This is a genomic window from Streptomyces sp. Da 82-17, assembly GCF_046098215.1.
GTDB lineage: Bacteria > Actinomycetota > Actinomycetes > Streptomycetales > Streptomycetaceae > Streptomyces.
Window position 1 is genome coordinate 282,385 of sequence record NZ_JBJURH010000006.1, and the last position, 22,889, is coordinate 305,273.

Genomic DNA, 22,889 nt, shown 5'->3' on the forward strand with positions numbered 1-22,889 from the left:
CGCCCGGGAGTCGAACCCGGGCTCGCGACCATCGGGGCTGATGGCAGTTCAACGGCGGAAGTTCAAGCGATGAGTGTCTTGGCCCTCATGCCGCACCCCCGAGTGCGATCAGGACCGCGAGGATCAGCAGGCCACCACCGATGCGGGTGAGGTCGACCGCCCGACGCAGGCCGGTGAACTTCTTGACCGCGATCCGGGAGAGACCCGCGATGTCCTCGGCAAGGTCGCCCGTGACCCGCTCGCGGATCTGCTCAGCGTCGAGCCGCGCCCAGAGCGGGAAACCGTGGTCACCTCCCAGGTTGGGGCGGACCGAGGCCAGCAGCAGCGCGGCGGCACCGACGAGGAGCGCCATGCCGGCCAAGCCGGGCACGAGCGCGTAGACGGTCAGGGGCAGATCCTTGCCCGCGCTCCACGTACCGGCGAGCACCGCGCCGATGAACGCGAGCAGCAAGCCGGTCTTGGTGTCGGTCCGCGTGATCTCCGCCTTCACCTCGGCGTGCGCGGCCTTCAACTGTGTCTCGGCGGCGCTCATGCGAAACTGCCCGACTTCTGGGGCAGGATCGCCACGATCGCTCCGGGGAACTCCTCGCGAAGGTCGCGAGCGAAGTAGCTGGCGGTCGCGGCGTCGACGCCCTGCCCGACGCTGGCGACCTCGCACACGGCGACGCCCCGCTGATACGCCACGACCTGGTAGAAGGGCGCGCCCCTCAGGCCGCGCGTCGTCTCGGCTTGCTCCTGCTGCCTGCCCATGAAGGTCCTCCTTGGTCGTCTGCCTGGTCGTGCCCCGGCCGGGAGTCGAACCCGGCCTTCGACCTTCGGGGCGGTGGTTCAGTGGCCGGTCAGGCCGCGTGCGGATGCGGGCGAGGCGGACGGACCGGCAGCGGCGGCTTCGTCTTCTCGTGCTCGGCGCCGGCCATCAGCTGCCGCCCCGTGCACGGGCGTTGTCCTGGCTCGCCTTGTTCGCCTCGGCCGCCTTGCGGGCCAGCTCGGCCCGCTCCGCGTCTGTCAGACTCGTGATCACAGGTGCCTCCTACTTGGGTTGCAGGTGCCTGTACGCGGTCCCTCGGGTGGCACCCCGGGGGACCGCTCGGATACCGGCTCCTCCGGCTCCCCTCAGCGCCGCCCGTACGACGCGCCCCCGTGGGGACGGCCGGACGGGCGGCGGAGGCAACCGGCGCGGTGCTTACGACCGCGACTCGGTAGAGACCGACCGGCTGCCCGCTGCGCACTGCTCAGCTCACGGGCTAGGGGATAGAACGGCGTCGCGGTGCCGGTCGGTCACGGCGACGCCCTGGTATGTCTTCGGTTCACACCGACCCCCTCGATGTGGAAGGGACACGGCTTCACCAGCAGTCCACTGCCGCGGACTGCTGGTCCCGAGCCGGTTGAATCGGGTGCGTCATCGTCACTGCTCTGACGCCAGCAGGGCGGCTCCACCAGGCGGCGCCCGCAAGGGGCGTTCTCCGGAGCTGGTGGATTTGGCGTGCCGCCGACGACGTCACCCGGTCGTCTCGGGGGCGGTCTCACTCTTGCCGCCACGTGCATCGGGGCCCCGCTGTCCTTCCCCACACCCGAATCCGGGTGGCGCCTGCCAAGCGCTTAGAGGGAGAGCCACGTCCATCACGTCGGTTTGCCCCCGGACTCTCGCCCTAGGCACCTGCCGTGACCGCCGCTCTCGCGTCAGCCCCGCACGATCACTGTTCAGTTCTCAAGGAACACCAGTCGCGATCCAGAAGGCGCGGTAACCCCTCGCGGGGCTCCCGAGTTCACGGGACCTTCCGGGCGCTCCCACACGGCACTGCCGCGCAGGTCAAGCAACGTTTCGCGAGCCGCTCGAACCCTTGCGGGTCGAGCCGTTCGCTCAACTGCATCTCAGAGTGCACTCTGAGACAGAGTGAGTCAAGTGCCCTTCCGGAACGGGCCGCGAAGGGCGCTCGATTTACCTCTGTGGCTGAGGCACTATGAGGCAGAGACTGAGATGAGGCTTGGGGTGCAGATGGTCGAGTGGACCGGCAAATTCGCGTACGAGCAGGTGGCTGATGACCTGCGGCGACGCATCGCCGATGGCGAGTTCGACGAGACTGGACAGCTCCCCTCGTACGGGGACCTCCAGAAGTCGTACGAGATCACAGTGACCGTGGCCCGTACGGCCATCAACCGCCTCAAGACCGACGGGCTCGTAGTGAGCCACCAAGGCAAGGGCGTCTTCCTGACGCCCAACGCCGGCCGTGCCGCTGTGCAACTCGCCGATCCGGTCGGGACCATGGCTGAGCTGCGCGAGGAACTCTCGGAGCTCCGCGAGCGGGTGGCGCGGTTGGAAGCCGCCGTCGCTCCCACGAAGGGGAAGCCTGGCGCCTAGCGTCTCTCGCGGAGCGTTCGTCGTCATGCAATAAGCGTGTCTCGGCGAACGCTCCGTGAGTACGTACTCCTGCCGCCCCTGCACCGAACTAATCCGAACTTTGGCTCTGGAACAGGGTGTTGGCGGGGCGTCAGCGGCTGCAAGACTGGCCGCATGGCCGAACTGAACGGAAAACCCGCCACTCTGGGCGACCTGGAAAAGCTCGCCCTCACCAACTACGGACACTTCACGTCCATGCGCATGGAGGACGGGACAGTCCGAGGGCTGTCGCTCCACCTCGACCGCCTGGTGAGGGACTGCCGGATCGTCTTCGGCGTCGAGCTGGACCGAGAGCAGACGCTCAACTACATCCGCAAGGCGACCGAGGGCGTCACCGGCGTCACGGGCCTCCGCGTCACCGTCTTCGATCCCGCCCTCGACATGGGCCGTCCCAGCGACGCCAAGGACCCTCACATCCTGGTGAACTTGCGGCCGGCCGGAGCGATGCCGCCGCCACCCCTCACGGCCAAGACTTTCACCTTCACCCGCGACAACGCCGAGGTGAAGCACATCGGTCTTCACCCTCAACTTCGACTGCGTCGTGACGCTCAACTAGCGGGATTCGACGACGCCGTGTTCCTCGAGCCCGACGGCCGGGTTTCCGAGGGCGGCACGTGGAATCTGGGGTTCGTCGATCAGGACGGCACTGTCGTCTGGCCTGACGCGCCGGTGCTGCCCGGTACGACGATGCTCCTCCTCCAAGGGCTCGAAGCCCCGAAGCAGGTGACCGCTCCGGTGCGGCTCGCGGACATCCCGAACATGGCCGCGGCTTTCGCGACGAACACGACGATCGGTGTCCGCTCCGTGAGCGCGATCGACGACGTCCAGTTCCCGCAGGACCACCCTGTGCTCACAGCGATGCGTGACGCCTACGCCGCAATTCCCGGAGACCGTGTGTAGACGCGTGCCGCGGCCCTTTCGAGGGCCGCGACTCACGACAGAGGTAGCCCATGCCACTCGTTACGAAATGGACCGGACGTGAAGTTAAGGCCCTGCGTGAAGCCGTACGCATGAGCCTTATGGAGTTCGCGGAGAAGCTGGGGGTATCCGACCGCATCGTTTCGAGGTGGGAGGCCGACGGCGAACAAGCATCTCTCCGCATGGTGAACCAAGCCGCCCTGGACACCCTGTTGGCCAAGGCGGACCAGGATGCCCAGGGGCGATTCGTCGGCATCTTGGCGGCGGACGACGTTCCCGCCCACGCCGTCATCGAGCCTGACGAAGACGGGACCAGCAGCGGCGAGTACGTGAAGCATCCGGGCGACGGGAAGCTCATGGCCCATGTGCCCGAAGGGATCTTCCTGTCCGGGGAGGACGATGAACCGGTGTGGGTGGACGAGTTCCACATCGACACGTTCCCGACGACCAACGCCGACTACGCGAGGTTCTGTGCTGCTGCCCGGCACCCTGTGCCTGAGCACTGGGAGAACGGCCGATGTCCTCGTGAGCTGTACGACCACCCCGTGGTGCACGTGACGTGGAAGGACGCGCACGCGTACGCGACGTGGGCAGGGAAGTCACTCCCGACGGCTGAGCAGTGGGAGAAGGCGGCGCGCGGCATATCCGGCCGCACCTTCCCGTGGGGGGACCAGAAGACCGCCGCGAAGTGCAATGTCCGCGAGACCGGGGTCGAGCGAACGACGTCGGTCTCCCGGTACCACAGTGGCGTCTCGCCGTACGGCGTCTACGACATGGTGGGCAACGTCTGGGAGTGGCTGGCCACGGCGACCACCCCCGGCCGCTACGAACTTCGAGGGAGCGCCTTCACGAGCCCGTTGTTCCGGGGAGCGCCGGCGGTGTCCAACGACGCCAACGACACGATGCACGACGACGACACCGGGTTCCGGTGCGTGGCGACGCCCGAGCAGATGACCCCTCGCAAGGGGTGACTCTGCGGGCCCTTTTCGAGGAGCTGTGGGCCATGTGTGGGCCAGAGCCCCCGCGCCAGAAGCCTAAACGGCTGCTGACCAGCACGTTTGTGCTGCAAGCTTGACGCTCTTGAAAACCGTCGTGGCGCAAGTCACCGTGGGTTCAAATCCCACACCCACCGCGGGTGTTGAGGGCCCCTGACCGGGGATTTCGGTCGGGGGCCTTTCGCGTTGCCCGCAGCGCACTGCTCCCCTCCCAGCCCCCGAATTCCCTGCCCTCGAACTCCCGGCCCCGAACTCCCTACCCCCGCCTCCCCGTTGCCCGGGCCGCCGATGCGATTGTGGCCCGCGCTTCCGGTTCCGGGAGGCCCGTGCGGGTTGCTGCTGCCTGGAGGCGGGGGGCCAGGGCTTCGCCCATTCCGGATTCGTACGCGCGGCAGGCGGCCCAGAAGAGGCGGGTGTTGCGCTGGCCGGTACGGGCGCCGAGGACGAACTGGATCAGGCCCTCGGCCTGCGCGGAGGTCGCCGGGCCCGCCTGGCCCGCGTGCGGCGGCGTGCGTGGCCGCGGTGGGGGTGCGAGGAGGTGTAGGAGTGTGCGGGGGCAGGGCGCGGGCGCGAGGTGGGCCGTGCCGGGGGCCGTCGCGTACACCCCGTGCTCGGTGCGGGAGCCGGGGCCGACGAGGTACCCGCCCGCGCCCCGGACGTCGATGCCGGGGGCGAGCCGGCTCGCGGAGTTGGGCACGACGACGTCCGGCGGGCCGGAGAGCCACAGGTGGCGCCCGCCGCTCGGGGTGAGGACGACCACCGTGTCCGGGATCGAGAAGAGGTGCCGCAGGGCGAGCTCGCGCAGCGTCGCCGAGGTGCCGGGGCTCTCGGGGCCGGGCTTGTCGTCCAGGTCGATGCCGATCAGGTGGTGCGGGGGAAGTCCGCAGGCGATGCCGTACCCCGTGGCCCAGGGGGCGGCGGCGAAGAGCTCGCGGATGCGGACGGGGTCGGTCGTCGCGTCGTACACCCCGTGGCCGGGGCGGCCGCACTCGCCGTGGCAGGCGGCGGGCGGGTTCGGCTCGTCGCGGTGCGGGGAGCGCAGGGCCGGGAGCTTGGTGCGGGAGAGCGGGATGACGGCGAGCCCACGCTCGGCGGCGGACAGGGCATGGGCGAGGGCCAGGGTGGTGGCTTGCCGATCGGTGGTGGCCATGGCTCTATTTTCGTACGTACGTTCGAGGAAGGGAAGGGGGTTTCGAGGCTCGTGGTGTCGCTCGCGGCCGAGGGTCGGGGTTTAGCCGGGCGGGCTCACGCTTGCGAGGGAAGGCGGGGGGCGGGGCGGTTCGGTGGGGGTGCGGTGGGCACCTCTGCTCTCGCGACGTCGTGAACATCGCAGGGGCGGTCGGCCAACTGCCCCTGGACCAGGGGTACTTACCGGACCGGCCGGCTGGGCCGGTCGCATTTGGAGGAAACACATGGCACGCATCCGGACCGCTCGCGTACTCGCCGCCGCCGCCTCCCTGCCGCTCGCCGCGGCGCTGTTCACGGGCGTGGCCCAGGCGGACAACGGGGGCTTCGCGAGTGACGGATCGAACGCGGCTGTGGCGACTGTCACGGGCAGTGGCGTCGGCGGCGAGAACGAGGGGAACTCGGCCACGAACCAGCAGGTGGCGACCGGCGCCGGCGCCTCCAACCAGAACAACAACGCCCAGGTGAACGGCTCGGCGTTCACGGCCGTGGACCAGTCGAACGAGACGTACGACTTCGCCTTCACCCAGCTCTGGTAAGCCGCCGGTCCGCGTGGAGTCGCGCCCTCCAGAGGGGGGAGGGCGGGGCTCCGCGCGGCGGGGGGTGTTTGCGTCGACGCGGCGGCACGGACTGTGCCGCCGCGTCGGCGTGCCGGGGGTCCGCCCGCCCGGTCTCGCGCCGGCGGCTGGTGCCGTGACCTTGACAGCGAGCCGGTTTCTGACGGACAGTCAGAAACCTGTCCCGCAAGGTCAGTCAGCCCGTACGAGCTCCCAGGAGGGACGCCGTGCATCTCGCCCCCACCGAGCGCCAGGAGCGGCTGCGCGCCGAACTCCGCGCGTACTTCCGGCAGGTCCTCGGCGAGCGGCCGCCGGTCGACGGCCCCGGCCAGCGGGAGGTGCTGCGCCGGATCGGGGCGGACGGGATGCTGGGGCTCGGCTGGCCCGTCGAGTACGGCGGCCAGGGGCGGGGCGCGGACGAGCAGTTCGTGTTCTTCGACGAGGCGTACCGCGCGGGCGCGCCCGTCTCGATGGTCACCCTGAACACCGTCGGGCCGACCCTGATGAAGTACGGGACAAAGGAGCAGAAGGCGTACTTCCTGCCCCGGATCCTCAGCGGCGAGCTGGTCTTCGCGATCGGCTACAGCGAGCCGGAGGCCGGTACGGACCTCGCCTCCCTGCGCACCCGGGCCGCGAGAGACGGCGACCAGTGGGTGATCGACGGGCAGAAGATCTTCACGTCCAACGCCCAGCAGGCGGACTGGATCTGGCTCGCCTGCCGCACCGACCCGGAGGCGCCCAAGCACCGGGGCATCTCGATCGTCCTGGTGCCGACGGACGCGCCCGGGTTCTCCTGGACGCCGATCGAGACGGTCGGCGGGCTGACCACGACGGCCACGTACTACGACGGGATCAGGGTGCCCGCCGCGAACCTGGTCGGCGAGGAGAACGGCGGCTGGGGCCTGATCACCAACCAGCTCAACCACGAGCGCGTGGCCCTCGCCGCGATCGGCATGCAGGCCGAGGACTGCTACGCGAGCGCCCTCGCCTTCGCCCGCACCCCCGACCCCGTCACCGGGCGCCGCCCCGCCGAGACGCCCTGGGTGCGCTCGCGCCTGGCCGAGGTGCACGCCCGGCTCGCCGCGACCCGGCTGCTCAACTGGCGCCTGGTCGGCGACGTCGGCGCGGGCCGCCTCGCCCCCGGGGACGCGAGCGGCGTGAAGTTCGCGGGGACCGAGTCGGCGGTCGAGGTGTACCGGATGTGCCAGGAGATCGTCGGCGACGCAGGCCTCGTCCGGGCCGGGTCGCCCGGGGCGTACGGGATCGGGCGGGACGGGGACGGCGAGCTGGAGCGGATGAACCGGGCGGCGCAGATCAACACCTTCGGCGGCGGGGTGAGCGAGGTGCAGCGGGAGATCGTCGCGACGATGCGGCTCGGCATGAGGAAGGTGCGCCGGTGAGCGGTACGCGCGGGACGCGGGCGGAGGGCGCGCAGGGTTCGTCGAGCGCCCGGCAGTCCACCGATGCCGCCGAGGAGCAGGAACTCGCGGCGTTCCTGCGGGAGTTGAAGACGTACGAGGGCAGTCCCGCAGCCGAGGCCGGGGTCGGCAAGGACCCGGTGAACGAGCCGATGATCCGGCACTGGTGCGAGGCGATGGGCGACGCCAACCCGGCGTACTCCGGGCCGGACGCGGTCGCTCCGCCGACGATGCTGCAGGCCTGGACGATGGGCGGGCTCTCCGGGCACGGCGGGGCGGGCCGCTCGGCGGCGTACGACGCGCTGTTCGGGCTGCTCGACGGCGCCGGGTTCACCTCGGTCGTGGCCACCGACTGCGAGCAGGAGTACCTGCGGCCGCTGCGCCCGGGGGACCTGATCACCTTCGACGCCGTGATCGAGTCCGTCTCGGCGCAGAAGACCACCAAACTGGGTACGGGGCACTTCGTGACGACGCGGATGGATGTCCGAGCGAACGGCGAACCGGCCGGGACGCACCGGTTCCGGATCCTCAAGTACGCACCCGCGCGCAGCAGACCGCGCGGGGCACCGAGCGGCAAACAGCCCCCGGCACGCCCCCGCCCGGTGATCAACCGGGACAACGCCGGATTCTGGGCCGGTGTCGAGCGCGGGCAGCTCCTCGTCCAGCGCTGCGCGGACTGCCGGACCCTGCGCTTCCCCTGGCTGCCGGGGTGCAACGGCTGCGGCTCACCGCGCTGGGACACGGTCGAGGCGAGCGGCGACGGCACGGTCTTCAGTTACGTCGTCATGCACCATCCGCCCTTCCCCGCCTTCGACCCGCCGTACGCGGTGGGCCTCGTCGAACTCGCCGAAGGGGTACGGATGATCAGCAACGTCGTCGGGGTGCCGGCGGACGAGGTGCGGATCGGGATGCCGGTCCGGGTGGAGTACCGGCAGGTGGAGAAGGACCTCGTCCTCCCGGTGTTCCGGGCCGTCCCGGGGAGCGTCGACTGATGGACTTCACCCCGACCGAGGAGCAGTCCGCGGCCCTGGAGCTCGCGGCGCGGATCTTCAGCGACCTGTCGACGCCCGAGCGGCTCACCGCCCTCGGCACGGACAGCGACCGGGAGTTGTGGAAGGAGCTGTGCGCGGCCGGGCTCGGCGGGGCCGTCCGCGAGACCGGGCTGCTCGGCCTCGTGCTGCTCCTGGAGGAACAGGGCCGCCGCACCGCGCAGGTGCCGTTCGCCGCGTCCGGCGCGTACGGCCTGCTCGCCGTCGCCTCGCACGGCACCGCCGACCAGCGCGAACGCCTCCTGCCCGCCCTGGAGGACGGCACGGAGGTGGCGACCGGGGCGTTCCCCGCACAGCCGGGCGTACGCGCGGACGCCGCGGGCCGGCTGACCGGCACCGTCGGCTGGGTGCCGTGGCTGCGCGACGCCACGTACGTGCTGGTGGCCGCCGCCGACCACGGGCTGTGGCTGGTGCGCGCCGAGGACGCCGAGGTGGAGCCGGTCGAGCTGACCGCGCCCTGGTCGGCGGGGCGCCTCGTCCTCGACGGCACGCCGGGGGAGCGCCTCGGCGGCGCGGGGGCGTACGACGACGTGCTCGCGACGGCGCGCACCGCGTTCGCCGGACTGCAGGCCGGGGTGTGCGCGGGCTCGCTGGCCCGTGCCGTAGAACACACCTCGACGCGCGAGCAGTTCGGCAAGCCGCTCGCCGCCAAGCAGGCGGTGCTGTTGCGGGCGGCCGACGCGTACATGGACATCGAGGCGATCCGGGTCACCGCGTACGAGGCTGCCTGGCGCAGGGACGAGGGGCTCGACCACCGGGCCGCGTCCCTGACCGCCGCCTGGTGGTCGTCGGAGGCGGGCCGCCGGGTCGTGCACGCGGGTCAGCATCTGCACGGCGGCGCCGGCGCCGACCTGGACCACCCGGTGCACCGGCACTTCCTGTGGGGGCGGCAGCTGGACGCGTACCTCGGGGGCGGGGCCGAACTCCTCGCGGACCTGGGGGAGTTGATAGCGCACGGGGACGACGCGATCGAGGAGGGGGAGCGCTCGTGAAAGACCTGCGCGCCGGGGCGGAACTGCCGCCCCTGGAGATACCGGTGACCCGCACCCTGATCGTCGCGGGGGCGCTCGCCTCGCGGGACTACCAGGACGTGCACCACGACGCGGAGCTCGCGAAGGAGAAGGGCTCCCCCGACATCTTCATGAACATCCTGACGACCAACGGCCTGGTCGGCCGGTACGTCACCGACTGCCTGGGCCCCGCGGCCGTACTGCGGAAGGTGAAGATCCGGCTGGGGGCGCCCAACTATCCGGGGGACACGATGGTGCTGGCCGGTGAGGTCACCGAGGTCGCGGACGGCACCGCGCAGATCGCCGTCAGCGGAACCAACGGCATCGGCCGCCACGTCACGGGCACGGTCACCGTGGCCCTTCCCGAGGAGTCCGGGCCGTCCGAGGAGGCGGGCGCGTGAGCGTACGGAACCGGGACAGCCTCGGCGGGCGGGCGGCGATCGCGGGCATCGGCGCGACCGAGTTCTCCAAGGACTCCGGGCGCAGCGAACTGAAGCTCGCCGTCGAGGCCGTGCACGCCGCGCTCGACGACGCGGGCCTCTCCCCCGCCGACGTGGACGGCATGGTCACGTTCACGATGGACACCAGCCCGGAGATCACCGTCGCGCAGGCGGCCGGGATCGGCGAGCTCTCCTTCTTCTCGCGCATCCACTACGGCGGCGGCGCGGCCTGCGCGACCGTGCAGCAGGCGGCCCTCGCGGTGGCGGGCGGAGTGGCCGAAGTCGTCGTCTGCTACCGGGCGTTCAACGAGCGCTCCGGCCGCCGCTTCGGCTCCGGCGTGCAGCACCGCGAACCCTCCGCCGAGGGCGCCGCGCTCGGCTGGGCCCTGCCGTTCGGGCTGCTCACCCCGGCGTCCTGGGTCGCGATGGCCGCTCAGCGCTATCTGCACACGTACGGGCTCGGCCCCGAGGCGTTCGGCCAGGTCGCCGTCACCGACCGGAAGTACGCGGCGACCAACCCGGCGGCGTACTTCCACGGCAAGCCGATCACACTCGCCGACCACGCCGCCTCGCGCTGGATCGTGGAGCCGCTGCGGCTGCTCGACTGCTGCCAGGAGACCGACGGCGGCCAGGCGATCGTGGTGACGACCCCGGAGCGGGCGCGGTCGCTGCGGCAGACCCCGGTGCTCGTCGCGGCGGCGGCGCAGGGCGCGGGCCGGGCGCAGGAACAGATGACCAGCTTCTACCGTGACGACCTCACCGGACTGCCCGAATCCGCCGTCGTGGCCCGGCAGTTGTGGCGCAGCTCGGGACTGACCCCGGCCGAGATCGACGTCGGCATCCTCTACGACCACTTCACCCCGTTCGTCCTCATGCAGCTGGAGGAGTTCGGCTTCTGCAAGCCGGGCGAGGCCGCGGACTTCGTCGCCGAGGAGGCGCTGCCCCTCAACACCCACGGCGGCCAGCTCGGCGAGGCGTATCTGCACGGCATGAACGGCATCGCGGAGGGCGTACGGCAGGTCCGCGGCACCGCCGTCAACCAGGTCCCGGGAGCGTCCCGCGTCCTCGTCACCGCCGGTACGGGCGTGCCCACTTCGGGGCTCGTGCTCACCTCGGACGGCTGAAGCGCGGCCGCCGTGCGCGTGTCCTCGGCGCGCACGGCGGGGCGGGCACCTTGACTCGCGGTTATGTCCCGAATCAGTCGAATCAGTCGAATCAACCACATCAGTCCGGTAGGCCGACGGTCGGCCCGAAGTGGCCGACGGAAGCCGCTCGTTGGGCTGCTCGTCACCGTCCTGGGTCTGCTCACTCTGGCCGCGCCGCCCACCGCGGCAGGGTCGCCCGCAGGGCCGTACGCCGGGTCCGCCCGGTCCGCCGGGTCCGGGTTCGCCAGGCCCGGTTCCGCCGGGCCCGGGGCCGCCGAAGTCGCCGGGCAGGCGGCGGCCCGTCCGAAGCCGAGGGTGTTCAAGGGCTGGGCCTTCGACACCTGCCGCGCCCCGTCCCTCGGGACCATGCGGGCCTGGCGCCGGCACTCCGACTACCGCGCCGTCGGCGTCTACTTCGGCGGCCGCGGCCGGCACTGCAAGCACCAGCCGAACCTCGACCGCATCTGGCTGCAGGACGTCCACGCCCTGGGCTGGGGCGTGCTGCCGCTGTACGTCGGCTCGCAGCCGCCGTGCGTCTTCGCCAAGAACAAGCAGAACGTCCGCATCGGCCCGAACCCCGCACGCCAGGGCCGCGCCGAGGGCCGCGACGCCGTCAGCCGCGCCCGCGCGCACGGCTTCCGCCAGGGCAGCCCGCTCTACCTGGACGTCGAGTCGTACGACCTGCGCGACGCGAAGTGCCGGGCGCGGACCCTGTCCTTCGTCCGCGCCTGGAACCGCGAGGTGCGCGGCAAGGGGTACGTCACCGGCTTCTACAGCAGCGCCGACTCCGGCGTACGGCACATGGAGCTGGCGCGCAGGAAGGGCGTGACGGACCTGCCCGAGGTGGTGTGGTTCGCGCGCTGGGGCGTGAAGCCGAACCTCAACAAGGAGCCGGTGTTCCGGCCGGGCGCCTGGTACCCGCACAAGCGGATCCACCAGTACAAGGGCGACGTGAAGGAGAAGCACGGCGGCCGCACCCTGCACATCGACCGGAACATCGTGGACGCGCCGGTCGCCCGGATCGGCTGACCCTCACCGGAACCTCCCCTTCCGTACGACCCGGTGTACGGCGGGCCCGGGATCACCCTTCGGGGGCGGTCCCGGGCCCCTCCACCCTCAGGAGGTGAGGCGGGCCCCACCCCTACAACCTGAGGGGGACGCGGGTTCGGGACCTGGGGCCGATCCGCGGAGGTGGGGCCGCTTCTAGCGTGGAGCCATGACCGTTATCGATGGGCCGCCCGTCCGCACCGGGGGAAGCGCGAACGCCCGGTACCCGTCGTTCTCCTCGTATCTGCGCGCCCGTCGGCCGGTGCTGCTGCGCACCGCGCGCTCGCTGACGGCGGACCCCTGCGACGCGGAGGACCTCCTGCAGACCGCCCTCACCAAGACATACGTGGCCTGGGAGCGGATCGAGGACCACCGCGCCCTCGACGGCTATGTGCGCCGGGCCCTGCTCAACACCCGGACCTCGCAGTGGCGCAAGCGCAAGCTCGACGAGTTCGCCTGCGACGAGCTGCCCGAGCCGGACCCGCTCCCGCTCGCCGACCCGGCCGAGCAGCAGGCGCTCAGGGACGCCATGTGGCGCGCGATCATGAAACTCCCGGCCCGCCAGCGCGCGATGGTCGTCCTCAGGTACTACGAGGACCTGAGCGAGGCACAGACCGCCGACGTGCTCGGGGTGTCCGTCGGCACCGTGAAGAGCGCAGTGTCCCGGGCCCTCGGCAAGCTGCGCCAGGACCCGGAGCTGACGCCGGTGAAGTGAGGCGGAGGGGCTCCGCGACCGGGCCCGCATGATGTGGATCACGCGTCCGTTCGGCAACGGTCGGCGTCGCAGTAGTGACATACCACGTGGTATGCGGTGAGAATCTGCGAAACCCTACTGCTCCGTAGCGCCCACCGGGAGGACGCCGTGCTGAGCACCATGCAGGACGTACCGCTGACCGTGACCCGACTGCTCAACCACGGGTCCACCGTCCACGGCACATCGACCATCACCACGTGGACCGGCGAGGGCGAGCCGCACCGCCGTACCTTCGCCGAGATCGGTGAGCGCTCGGCCCAGCTGGCGCACGCGCTCCGCGAGGACCTGGGCGTCGAGGGCGACCAGCGGGTCGCGACGCTGATGTGGAACAACGCCGAGCACGTCGAGGCGTACTTCGCGGTCCCCGCCATGGGCGCCGTCCTCCACACCCTCAACCTGCGCCTTCCGGCGGAACAGTTGGTGTGGATCGTCAAGCACGCCGCGGACCGCGTGATCATCGTCAACGGCTCGCTGCTCCCGCTGCTCGCCCCGCTCCTGCCCCAGCTCACCCCGGTCGAGCACGTCGTCGTCTCCGGCCCCGGCGACCGCTCGCTGCTCGCCGACGCGAACGTCCAGGTGCACGAGTACGAGGAGCTCCTCGCCGGCAAGCCCACCGCGTACGACTGGCCCGAGCTGGACGAACGCCAGGCCGCGGCCATGTGCTACACCTCCGGCACGACCGGCGACCCCAAGGGCGTCGTCTACTCGCACCGCTCGATCTACCTGCACTCGATGCAGGTCAACATGACCCAGTCGATGGGCCTCACCGACCAGGACACGGGCCTGATCGTGGTCCCGCAGTTCCATGTGAACGCCTGGGGCCTGCCGCACGCCGTCTTCATGACCGGCGTGAACCTGCTGATGCCGGACCGCTTCCTGCAGCCCGCCCCGCTCGCCGAGATGATCGAGCAGGAGCGCCCCACGTACGCCGCCGCCGTGCCCACCATCTGGCAGGGCCTGCTCGCCGAACTCACCGCCAACCCGCGGAACATCGACAGCCTCGACCAGGTCACCATCGGCGGCGCCGCCTGCCCGCCCTCCCTGATGGAGGCGTACGACAAGCTCGGCGTCCGCGTCTGCCACGCCTGGGGCATGACCGAGACCTCGCCGCTCGGCACGGTCGCCCGGCCGCCCGCCGGGGTCAGCGAGGCCGACGAGATGGGGTACCGCCTCACCCAGGGCCGCTTCCCCGCCGGCGTCGAGGCCCGCCTGACCGGTCCCGCGGGCGAGCACCTGCCGTGGGACGGCACCTCCGCCGGCGAGCTGGAGGTCCGCGGCCCGTGGATCGCCGGCGCGTACTACGGCGGCGCGGACGGCGAACCCTTCCGGCCCGCCGACAAGTTCAGCGAGGACGGCTGGCTGAAGACCGGCGACGTCGGCATCATCAGCCCCGACGGCTTCCTCACCCTGACCGACCGCGCCAAGGACGTCATCAAGTCCGGCGGCGAGTGGATCTCCTCGGTCGAGCTGGAGAACGCGCTGATGGCCCACCCGGAGGTCGCCGAGGCCGCGGTCGTCGCCGTACCGGACGAGAAGTGGGGCGAACGCCCGCTCGCCACCGTGGTGTTGAAGGAGGGCGCGACCGCCGACTTCGAGACGCTGCGCGACTTCCTCGGCGAGCACATCGCCCGCTGGCAACTGCCCGAGCGCTGGTCGATCATCCCGACGGTCCCGAAGACCAGCGTCGGCAAGTTCGACAAGAAGGTGATCCGGAAGCAGTACGCGGACGGGGAGCTGGACATCAAGAAGTTCTGAGGCCTTTCGGTACGTGAGTGGGGCGCTGTTTCACGTGAAACAGCGCCCCATCCGCGTAACGGCCGTACGGCAACGGTCAGTCGGCGACGGTCAGTTGGTGCCGGTCAGTTGGTGCCGGTCAGTTGGTGCCGATCTTCGCGAGCAGGTCGACGATCCGGGCCTGGACCTCCGCGCTCGTGGACCGCTCGGCGAGGAACAGCACGGTCTCGCCGGAGGCCAGCTTCGGCAGGTCCGACGGGTCGACGGCCGCGGTGTAGACGACCAGCGGGGTGCGGTTCAACTGCCCGTTGGCACGCAGCCAGTCGACGATCCCGGCCCTCCTGCGGCGGACCTGCAGCAGATCCATCACGACCAGGTTCGGGTGCATCTGCGTCGCGAGCGTCACCGCGTCCGCGTCCGCGCTGGCCCGCGCGACCTGCATGCCGCGCCGTTCGAGCGTGGCCGTGAGCGCCCGCGCGATCTCGTCGTGCTCCTCGATCAGCAGGACGCGCGGCGGGTGCTGTTCGCTGTCCCGCGGCGCGAGCGCCTTCAGGAGCACGGCGGGGTCGGCGCCGTACGCCGCCTCGCGGGAGGCCTGGCCGAGTCCGGCCGTCACCAGGACGGGCACCTCGGCCGCGACCGCCGCCTGCCGCAGCGACTGGAGCGCGGTCCGCGTGATCGGCCCGGTCAGCGGGTCGACGAACAGCGCGGCCGGGAACGCCGCGATCTGGGCGTCCACCTCGTCGCGGGAGTTCACGATCACCGGGCGGTAGCCGCGGTCGCTCAGCGCCTGCTGGGTGGACATGTCCGGCGCGGGCCAGACGAGCAGCCGACGCGGGTTGTCGAGCGGCTCGGGCGGCAGCTCGTCGTCCATCGGCTGCGGCTGCGGGCTGTTCGCCACCTCGACCGCGCCGCCGGGACCGTCGAGCGGCTCCGGGCCCTCGGCACCCTCGTCCGGGGCGCCGATCGCGTACGACCGGCCCTCCGAGCGATGCGCCTCGGCACCGGGCAGCGGCCCGGCCCCGGCGAGCGAACCGGAACCCGGAAGCGGCCCCGAGCCAGGGAGCGAACCGGAACCCGGAAGCGGGCCCGAACCCGGAAGCGAACCGGAACCCGGGAGCGAACCGGAACCCGGGAGCGAACCGGAACCCGGCAGGGGGCCCGAGCCGGGCAGTGAGCCGGTCGCGGGCTGCGGGCCCGGCTGCGGGCCAGGGGCGCCGGGGGTGCCGGGGGGTGTCTGCGGTGCCTCGGCGGCCTGCGCCTCGGGCTTGGCCTGCGGAGTGCCCAGCTTGCGACGGCGGCCGGAACCGCCGGACGACTGACCGCCGGACGTGTTCAGGCTGCCCGTCTGCGACTTGGTCGCGTTGGCGGGCTGGCCCTGCGGCCGGGGCGGAAGCGGTCCGGGCTGGCCGGGCTGGCCGGGCTGGCCGGGCTGAGCCGGTTGTCCGGGCTGGCCGGGCTGGGTCGGTTGACCCGGCTGCCCGGGCTTCCGCTGCTGCTCCGCGATGTGCTGGGCGAACGGGACGCCCTGCCCGAGCGTGCGCACGCTGATCGCCCGGCCCTGCGTCGAGTTGCTCGACCCGCCTGCCGGAGCGTCCGCCTCGGCGGGCAGCGGCTGCGCGAGCCGATTCCGCTGGGCCTGCGGCTGCGCTTGGGGCTGAGCCTGCGGTTGCGGCTGGGGCTGGGGCGCGGCTTCCGGTTGGGGCTGAGGCTGAGGCAACGGCTGGGCTGCCTCAGGAGTTTCGGCCGGGGCGGCCGGGGCGGCCGGAGCGGAGGCCGGGGCGGGAGCAGGTGCTTCCGCTTCCGGGGCCTGCTCGGGGCCCACGGCCGGTGCCTCGGGAGCCTGAGCCGCCGGGGCTGCCTGCTGTGCCTGAGCCGCCGGAGGTGCCTCTTCCGGTGCCGTCGCCGGTACGGCCTGCACCGGCTCGCCCTCCTGCGGCGCGGCCGCCACGGGCTCCTGCTCGGGCGGCAGCGCGGCGGGCACGGCGGCGGCCACGGCAGGCGCGGCCTCCGTACCCGCCGCACCCTGGACGTTCTCCGGGCCCTCCACAGCCTCCGGTACGGGAACAGCCTCGGGCGCAGGCGCAGGCGCAGGCGCAGGCACAGGCACCGGTACGGCCTCCGGCTCGGGCGCCGGGCGGGCCCGGCGCCTGCCGGTCGGCGCCGGCACGGGGTGCGGCTGCGGCGGCGTGTGGTCGGCGGCAGGACCGGCGGGCGCGTTGTAGGCGTGGTCGCCCTCGACGTCCGCCGGGTGCGTCAACTCGACGTCGGCGTCCGGCACTTCGACGGCAGCAGGCGCGGGCACGCCCTCCTGCACAGGCACGGCACCAGGCATTGCAGCCCCGGGCACGGCAGCTCCAGGCACGGCGGCACCGGGCACGGCAGCCCCGGGCGCGGCCTCTGCGGCGTGCGCCGCGGGCGTGCCCTCGGGCGCGCGGTCGGCCTCGGCGGGCGGCAGCGCGAAGGTGGTCCGCGGCCCGCGCTCGGCGGCCGCGGCACGCTCCTGCGCGGCGGCGAGGGCACGCCGCGCCCGCCGCCCCCGGGGCCGCACCTCGACCTCGGCGCCCTCGGCCACCCCGGCGCCCGGAGCCGCCTGCGCCGCCTGCTCTGCCTGCCCCGCCTGAACGTTCTCTTCCGTACCCGGAGCGGCCTGCTCGGCGAGCTCGGCCTGTTGTTCCGTCCCCGCGGCGGGCAGCGCGGCCAGCGCCTGCGGCGCCCCCTCCACGCCCCGCCGCGCCCTGCGCCCGGTCGGCGCGACGCCCGCGGACTCGGCCGGGACCGGCATGCCCTGCGGCGGCACCGTGTCGCCGAGCCGCTGCCCGGCGCCGGACGCGGAACCCGAGGCGTGCTCGGCCGCGGTCACCACGGAACCCTGGGCCGCCTCGCCCTGCGCCTCGGCCGCGGCCGGCCGGCGCCGCCTGCGTCCCGTACCGGCGACAGCGGCGGCCGCCTGGGCATCCGCGACACCTGCGGCTCCCGCGAGTTCGGCGACACCCGTACCGTCGGTCGGCATCTCGTCGGAGCTCTGCGCGGGTACGAGGTCCCCGCCCTGCGGCCCCTCCGGAGCGGCGGCCCGGCGGCGGCGACGGCCGCGCGGCTCCTCCACCGGCTCCGAACTCTCCGCGGACTCCGCCTCGTCGGGACCGGCGGAGCTGTCGTCGAGGAACGCGTCCACCGACGGCCCACGCCGCGCCCGCCGCCGCCCCCGGCCCTCGGTCTGCTGCTGGGCAGGCACCGGAACCGGAACGTCCGCAGCAGCCCCCTCAGGAACCGCACCTCCCGCAGCCCCCTCAGGAGCCGTAGCCCCGGCGGCCAGCTCAAGAGCCCCGCCAGGAGCCACACCAGGAGCGGACCCGGAAGCGCCCACAGCGGATGCGGCGGCCACATCGGAGGCCCCGGCAACGGACTCCTCCGGCGCACCCGCCCCGTCCGTGCCCGCCGGAGCGCCCAGCGGGACCTCCAGGACGTACGCGCTGCCGCTCATCCCCGGCACCTCGTGCGTCTGCAGCACACCGCCGTGCGCCCGCACGATGCCGCGGACGACCGGCGCATGCACGGGATCGCCGCCCGCGTACGGACCGCGCACCTCGATGCGTACGACCTCGCCGCGCTGGGCCGCGGCCACCACGATCGTCGAGTCGACCTGGCCCGCGGCGGCCGGGCCCGCGGGCACGCGCGCGTTGCCCGTCGCGTCGATGCCGGCGACGTCCGCGATCAGGTGCGCGAGCGCGGTGGCGAGCCGCGGCCCGTCCACCTCGGCCTCCAACGGCGGCGCGTGCACGGCGAACTGGGCGCGGCCGGGGCCGATCAGCTCCACGGCGCCCTCGACGCCCGCGGCCACCACGCCGTCGATCAGGACGCGTTGCTTGTGCAGCTCGGCGGCGCCGGTGTCGAGGTGCTGGTACGCCAGGACGTTGTCGACGAGCGCCGTCATCCGGCCGTATCCGGCGGCCAGGTGGTGCAGCACCTGGTTGGCCTCGGGCCACAGCTGGCCCGCCGGGTCCGCGGCGAGCGTGCCGAGCTCGCGGCGCATCTCCTCCAGCGGCCCGCGCAGCGAACCGCCGAGCACGGCGAGCAGCTGGGCGTGCCGTGCCGACAGCGCCTCGTACCGCTCGCTCTCCCGCTCGACGAGCGCCTCGTACCGGTCCTTCTCCCGCTCGGCCAGGGCCGCGTAACGATCCTTCTCGCGCTCGGCGAGCGTCTCGTACCGCTCCTTCTCGCGCGCCTCCAGCTCCGCGTACCGCTGCTGCTCGCGCTGCTCCAGCTCGGCGTACCGCTGCTGTTCGCGCTGCTCCAGCTCCGCGTACCGCTCCTCGGCCTTCGCGGTCTCCAGGGCGTGCTGCTCGACGAGTTCGTCGTACGCGCGGCGGTCCGTGAACGCCAGGACCGCGCCGACCAGCTGGTCCCCGTCCCGCACCGGCGCCGTCGTCAGGTCGACCTTGACCTTGCTGCCGTCCTTCGCCCACAGCACCTGCCCGCGCACCCGGTGCTTGCGCCCGGACCGCAGGGTGTCGGCGAGGGGGCTCTCCTCGTACGGGAACGGTTCGCCGTCCGGCCGCGAGTGCTGCACCAGGGCGTGCAGTTCCTTGCCGCCCAGGTCGCTCGCGCGGTAGCCGAGGATCTGCGCGGCCGCCGGGTTCACGAGGACGACCCGGCCCTCGGTGTCCGTGCCCACGACGCCCTCGGCCGCCGCGCGCAGGATCATCTCGGTCTGCCGCTGTGAACGCGCCAGCTCCGCCTCGGTGTCCACGGTGCCGGAAAGATCCCGTACGACGAGCATCAGGAGCTCGTCGCCGGAATATCCGTAACTGCCGTGCGACTCGTACGCGTCCCGGGAGTCCTCCAGATTCGCACTGGTGACTTCGACCGGGAACTCGCTTCCGTCCGTGCGCCGTGCCGTCATCCGCCGCGGCTTGGTGCGCCCGTGACTGTCCGCGTCCACGGAGTCGGGGCGCCGCATCGAGCCCGGGATCAGCCGCGAGTCGAACTCCGGCAGCAGGTCGAGCAGACCACGCCCGACCAGGGACCAGCCGGACGTCTCGAAGGTGTCCAGCGCGATGCTGTTGGCGTTGACGACCGTGCCGTTGGCGTTGACGAGCAACAGCGCGTCCGGAAGGGCGTCGAGTATGGCTGCGAGGCGAGCAGCGCCTCGGGATGGCCTGCTGCTCACGACGACGGATCCTCCCTGTTACTGCCCTTTTGCCGGCCTCTGGGACCCCCGGTCCCGCGGCCCTTGGCGTGTCACGGGAAGGAGTCTACGGGCACGGGTTGCGCTCGCGACGCCGGATGAGAGGGAGGTCGCACGGAGGAGGTGTGTGCGCCCCGCGCGCACGCTGTGACGGGAGTGCATGGCTCCCGCCCGCGCACCGCACACGAGCCGCACAACCCCCGGCGCCCGCCCCGGAGTTGGCCCGCAGACCCCTTCAGGAGGCCTCGGTGGGCGTCTCAGAACGCCGTGCGGGGGCCGCCGCCCGCGACGTCCGGCAGCACCGGCACCAGCGCGTTCCACCGCCCGATCTCGCACCCGCCGCTGCGGTCGTACGACGCGCTCACCGGCCGGCCCTGCCAGACGCCGGTGACGTGGGCCGTGCCCGGGCCGCCGTGCTGCATCGTGCAGAGCGAGCCCTCGGGCACCGGCGCGAACGGGTCCTCGCCGTCCTGCGCGAGCTGTTCGAGCCGGTCGCAGGCGGCCTCCGCGCGGTGGTGCGTCCCGCCGAAGCTGCCGTCGCTCCCGCACTCCAGGCGGTACGTGCCGTCCTCGGCGGTGCCGGTGTCCGACACGGTCACGGTCAGGTGGTCCTGCTCGGCCAGCGGTAACCGCGGCACGGGCGCGGCCTCCTGGGCGAGCGCGGGCGACGCGGACAGCGCGGCGAGGGACGCGACGGCGGTACAGGCGATACGGCGCAGCAGCACGGGGGACTCCACTACTAGGGGACTGCGGGGACGCACGGGACGCAGGCCCGCACGTCGGGACGTCGGCGCCTCCGCGGAGGGGAAACGCTTCACCGCTACTAACGCCCGAAGCGCCCGTACGTTGCGCTCCGCCCGCCCCCGCGCACATCGCCGCAGGCCGCGCCGGTCCTAAGGCTTTGCCCTGCCGCCTGCCTGCCTAGTACCGTGGGGGGCGATTGGTGACAGCCCGGCGGGCTGTGTCATCATCTGCAACGCACCACGTGCGAGCGCGGTGTGCTGGAGGCGTCGCCTAGTCCGGTCTATGGCGCCGCACTGCTAATGCGGTTTGGGTCTTAAAGCCCATCGAGGGTTCAAATCCCTCCGCCTCCGCAGCAAGATCCGAAGCCCCGGTCCTGATGGACCGGGGCTTCGGTGCGTTCGGCGTCCCCGACCGTCGACAGCACCCGGCGGAGCCGGCCCGCCGCCACCCGCAGGCGCGTCCGCAGGCACGGCCGCAAGTGCGTCCGTAGATGCGTTTCCGCAGGTCACAAGGGGTGAGGCAATCGGATTTCACATGACGACGGCAGTCATGTAATGTTCTTCCTGTCGCCGCGAGCGGGCCGAAAGGCCGGGGAGCGAAGACAAAAAACAAAACAAGCACTCGTAGCTTAACGGATAGAGCATCTGACTACGGATCAGAAGGTTGCAGGTTCGAATCCTGCCGAGTGCACACAGATGAGAGGCCCGGACGAAAGTCCGGGCCTCTCGCGTTGTGTGCGTTCTCGGCCCTGTGGACAACGCCTCGGGTTGTCAGTGGTGGGGCGCATGCTGGGGGCATGGCGTGGTCGTGTGCGGGGGTTCGGTGGGCCGAGGGGCGGCCTGAGCTGCGGTGGTTCGGGGCCGGGCGGGAGCGGGGCAGTGCGCTCGCGTTCGGGCAGGAGCTGGCGTTCGTGGCGCGGGGCGAGCGGCGCTGTGTCGGCGTGTGGAGAGCGGGGCGGCGTACGCCGTGTCCGGTGGGGGCCGTCGTGCCGGGGCGGGGGACGCGGGACCAGTGCGCGGAGTGCGCGCGGATCGACCGGTCGTTCTCCGTCGCGGCGGACACCAACGCCGGTGACCAGCGGCCGTACGCCGTGTATGTGGCGTGGTTCGGGCCCGGGTTGCTGAAGGTGGGGATCACGGGGGTGCGGCGCGGGCCCGCGCGGCTGCACGAGCAGGGGGCCGTGGCGTTCGCGTGGCTCGGGCGGGGGCCGTTGATGGCGGCGCGGCGGGCGGAGGAGCTGCTCGGGGCGGCGCTGAAGGTGCCGGACCGGATTCCGTACGCGCGCAAGCGGGCCGTGCGGCTCGCTCTGCCGCCGGTCGAGGAGCGGCTGGCGGAGCTCCGGGACTGCCATGCGCGGGCCGTCGCGCTTCCCGGCTGGCCCGAGTCGCTGGAGCGGTCGGAGTTCCAACCCGTCGACCACACGGACCTGTTCGGGCTCGACGCGATGCGAGCGGAGCCGGCCGCGCAGGTGCGGGTCGTGCGGGAGCTGGTGGCCGGCGGCGGGGTCGCCGGGCGGCTCGTCGGGGCCGCCGGGCCGGACCTGTTCCTCCGGCCGCGGGACGGGGGCGGTCCGGTGGTCGTGGACGGGCGGCTGCTCGGCGGCTGGGAACTCGTCGCGGCGGACGCGGAGCGGGTCGGCGTGAGCGTTCCGGTGGAGCCGCTTTCGGTGCGGGAGGAGGCGGGCGGGGGCGTGCAGGGCGGGCTGTTCTGAGGGGAGTTGCCGGGGCGGCCCCGCCTGGTCGGGGGTGGGGCCATGGACACGGGCGGGGTGAGTGTCGAGAGTGGGTGGCATGACCACTGATTCGGGTGCAGGCGCAGGTACGGGTTCGGGTTCGCGTTCGGACGCAGGGGCAGACTCCGGTTCCGGTTCCGGTTCGGGTTCTTCGGCGGGCGGTCCGCTCGCCGCGTTCGAGCCGCCGTACTACGCGGTGATCTTCACGTCGCTGCGCACGGAGGGGGACCAGGGGTACGGCGAAGTGGCCGAGCGGATGGACGAGTTGGTGCAGGAGGTGCCCGGGTTCCTCGGGGTGGAGTCGGCGCGGACGCCGGGCGGGCTCGGCATCACCGTCGGGTACTTCGAGAGCACCGACGCGATCGAGGAGTGGCGCTCGCAGGCGGAGCACCGCGCGGCCCAGCGCAACGGCCGGAAGCACTGGTACGAGAGCTACTCGGTGCACGTGACGAAGGTGGAGAGGAGCTACTCCTTTGTGCGGGGACAACGCGGTCAGCGCGAACAGCGGGACCAGTAGCCGGACCCTCCGGGAGAGCAGCGAGCCCGAGGCCGTACGGGCGTTCTGGCGGCGGCTC

General features: G+C 72.6%; 19 protein-coding genes and 2 tRNA genes. 16 read left to right on the forward strand and 5 right to left on the reverse strand.

The features are described from left to right. Positions 1-85: 85 nt before the first annotated feature. Together ACIDOF_RS13055 and ACIDOF_RS13060 are read right to left on the reverse strand one after the other, a co-directional pair. Complete coding sequence (locus ACIDOF_RS13055; protein ID WP_409005991.1) at positions 86-532, reverse strand: Pycsar system effector family protein; 447 nt, start codon at positions 530-532, stop codon at positions 86-88. Next, a complete protein-coding gene (locus tag ACIDOF_RS13060; protein ID WP_409005992.1) occupies positions 529-750 on the reverse strand; it encodes a hypothetical protein in 222 nt (73 codons plus the stop codon). Before ACIDOF_RS13060 ends, ACIDOF_RS13055 begins: the two co-directional genes overlap by 4 nt. A 1,246-nt stretch (positions 751-1,996) precedes the next feature. Between ACIDOF_RS13060 and ACIDOF_RS13065 the strand changes: the two genes are divergently transcribed. From ACIDOF_RS13065 to ACIDOF_RS13075, 3 genes are all read left to right on the forward strand, one after another. After that, positions 1,997-2,359, forward strand: a complete 363-nt coding sequence (locus ACIDOF_RS13065) for a winged helix-turn-helix domain-containing protein (protein ID WP_409006092.1) — start codon at positions 1,997-1,999, stop codon at positions 2,357-2,359. 153 nt (positions 2,360-2,512) lie between these two features. Continuing rightward, positions 2,513-3,298, forward strand: a complete 786-nt coding sequence (locus ACIDOF_RS13070) for an aminotransferase class IV family protein (RefSeq protein ID WP_409005993.1) — start codon at positions 2,513-2,515, stop codon at positions 3,296-3,298. Between the two features lie 50 nt (positions 3,299-3,348). Then, positions 3,349-4,287, forward strand: coding sequence for an SUMF1/EgtB/PvdO family nonheme iron enzyme (locus tag ACIDOF_RS13075; protein WP_409005994.1), 939 nt, complete (start codon positions 3,349-3,351; stop codon positions 4,285-4,287). A gap of 280 nt (positions 4,288-4,567) precedes the next feature. Here the strand turns inward: ACIDOF_RS13075 and ACIDOF_RS13080 are convergent, their stop codons facing one another. Then, entirely contained in the window at positions 4,568-5,461 is an 894-nt protein-coding gene (locus ACIDOF_RS13080; RefSeq protein WP_409005995.1) for a bifunctional DNA primase/polymerase, read from the reverse strand. Positions 5,462-5,723: 262 nt separating this feature from the next. On the opposite strand from ACIDOF_RS13080, the gene ACIDOF_RS13085 reads away from it, so the two are divergent. The 9 genes from ACIDOF_RS13085 to ACIDOF_RS13125 all read left to right on the forward strand — a co-directional run bounded on the left by ACIDOF_RS13085 (position 5,724) and on the right by ACIDOF_RS13125 (position 14,671). After that, entirely contained in the window at positions 5,724-6,035 is a 312-nt protein-coding gene (locus ACIDOF_RS13085; RefSeq protein ID WP_409005996.1) for a hypothetical protein, read from the forward strand. Positions 6,036-6,280: 245 nt separating this feature from the next. Continuing rightward, positions 6,281-7,453 carry an acyl-CoA dehydrogenase family protein gene (locus ACIDOF_RS13090; protein WP_409005997.1) on the forward strand — a complete coding sequence of 391 codons (1,173 nt, stop codon included), beginning with the start codon at positions 6,281-6,283 and terminating at the stop codon, positions 7,451-7,453. Between the two features lie 95 nt (positions 7,454-7,548). Then, positions 7,549-8,463 carry a bifunctional MaoC family dehydratase N-terminal/OB-fold nucleic acid binding domain-containing protein gene (locus ACIDOF_RS13095; protein WP_409006093.1) on the forward strand — a complete coding sequence of 305 codons (915 nt, stop codon included), beginning with the start codon at positions 7,549-7,551 and terminating at the stop codon, positions 8,461-8,463. Further along, a complete protein-coding gene (locus ACIDOF_RS13100) occupies positions 8,463-9,512 on the forward strand; it encodes an acyl-CoA dehydrogenase family protein (protein ID WP_409005998.1) in 1,050 nt (349 codons plus the stop codon). Before ACIDOF_RS13095 ends, ACIDOF_RS13100 begins: the two co-directional genes overlap by 1 nt. Before the next feature lie 5 nt (positions 9,513-9,517). Further along, the gene (locus ACIDOF_RS13105) at positions 9,518-9,931 is read left to right on the forward strand and encodes a MaoC family dehydratase (RefSeq protein ID WP_409006094.1); all 414 of its coding nucleotides are present in this window, start codon (positions 9,518-9,520) and stop codon (positions 9,929-9,931) included. Beyond that, positions 9,928-11,094, forward strand: a complete 1,167-nt coding sequence (locus ACIDOF_RS13110; protein ID WP_409005999.1) for a lipid-transfer protein — start codon at positions 9,928-9,930, stop codon at positions 11,092-11,094. The genes ACIDOF_RS13105 and ACIDOF_RS13110 overlap by 4 nt, the downstream gene beginning before the upstream one ends. 336 nt (positions 11,095-11,430) lie before the next feature. Further along, positions 11,431-12,144, forward strand: coding sequence for a glycoside hydrolase domain-containing protein (locus tag ACIDOF_RS13115; RefSeq protein ID WP_409006000.1), 714 nt, complete (start codon positions 11,431-11,433; stop codon positions 12,142-12,144). A gap of 187 nt (positions 12,145-12,331) precedes the next feature. Then, positions 12,332-12,877, forward strand: a complete 546-nt coding sequence (locus ACIDOF_RS13120) for a SigE family RNA polymerase sigma factor (RefSeq protein WP_409006001.1) — start codon at positions 12,332-12,334, stop codon at positions 12,875-12,877. A 147-nt stretch (positions 12,878-13,024) separates the two neighbouring features. Next, entirely contained in the window at positions 13,025-14,671 is a 1,647-nt protein-coding gene (locus ACIDOF_RS13125; protein WP_409006002.1) for a long-chain fatty acid--CoA ligase, read from the forward strand. A 118-nt stretch (positions 14,672-14,789) separates the two neighbouring features. Here ACIDOF_RS13125 and ACIDOF_RS13130 read toward each other — a convergent pair whose 3' ends face one another. Together ACIDOF_RS13130 and ACIDOF_RS13135 are read right to left on the reverse strand one after the other, a co-directional pair. Beyond that, positions 14,790-19,820, reverse strand: a complete 5,031-nt coding sequence (locus tag ACIDOF_RS13130; protein ID WP_409006003.1) for a PAS domain-containing protein — start codon at positions 19,818-19,820, stop codon at positions 14,790-14,792. Between the two features lie 275 nt (positions 19,821-20,095). Continuing rightward, positions 20,096-20,560: an SSI family serine proteinase inhibitor gene (locus tag ACIDOF_RS13135; protein ID WP_409006095.1), complete on the reverse strand. Its 465-nt coding sequence runs from the start codon at positions 20,558-20,560 to the stop codon at positions 20,096-20,098. 281 nt (positions 20,561-20,841) lie between these two features. On the opposite strand from ACIDOF_RS13135, the gene ACIDOF_RS13140 reads away from it, so the two are divergent. The 4 genes from ACIDOF_RS13140 (at position 20,842) to ACIDOF_RS13155 (ending at position 22,831) form a co-directional block, all read left to right on the forward strand. Beyond that, a tRNA-Ser gene (locus ACIDOF_RS13140) sits at positions 20,842-20,932 on the forward strand. A 267-nt stretch (positions 20,933-21,199) separates the two neighbouring features. Further along, positions 21,200-21,272 (forward strand) — tRNA-Arg (locus ACIDOF_RS13145). 106 nt (positions 21,273-21,378) lie between these two features. After that, on the forward strand, positions 21,379-22,293 hold the full coding sequence (locus ACIDOF_RS13150) for a DUF2797 domain-containing protein (RefSeq protein WP_409006004.1): 915 nt from the start codon (positions 21,379-21,381) through the stop codon (positions 22,291-22,293). Positions 22,294-22,372: 79 nt separating this feature from the next. Beyond that, positions 22,373-22,831, forward strand: a complete 459-nt coding sequence (locus ACIDOF_RS13155) for an antibiotic biosynthesis monooxygenase family protein (protein ID WP_409006005.1) — start codon at positions 22,373-22,375, stop codon at positions 22,829-22,831. Positions 22,832-22,889 lie beyond the last annotated feature (58 nt).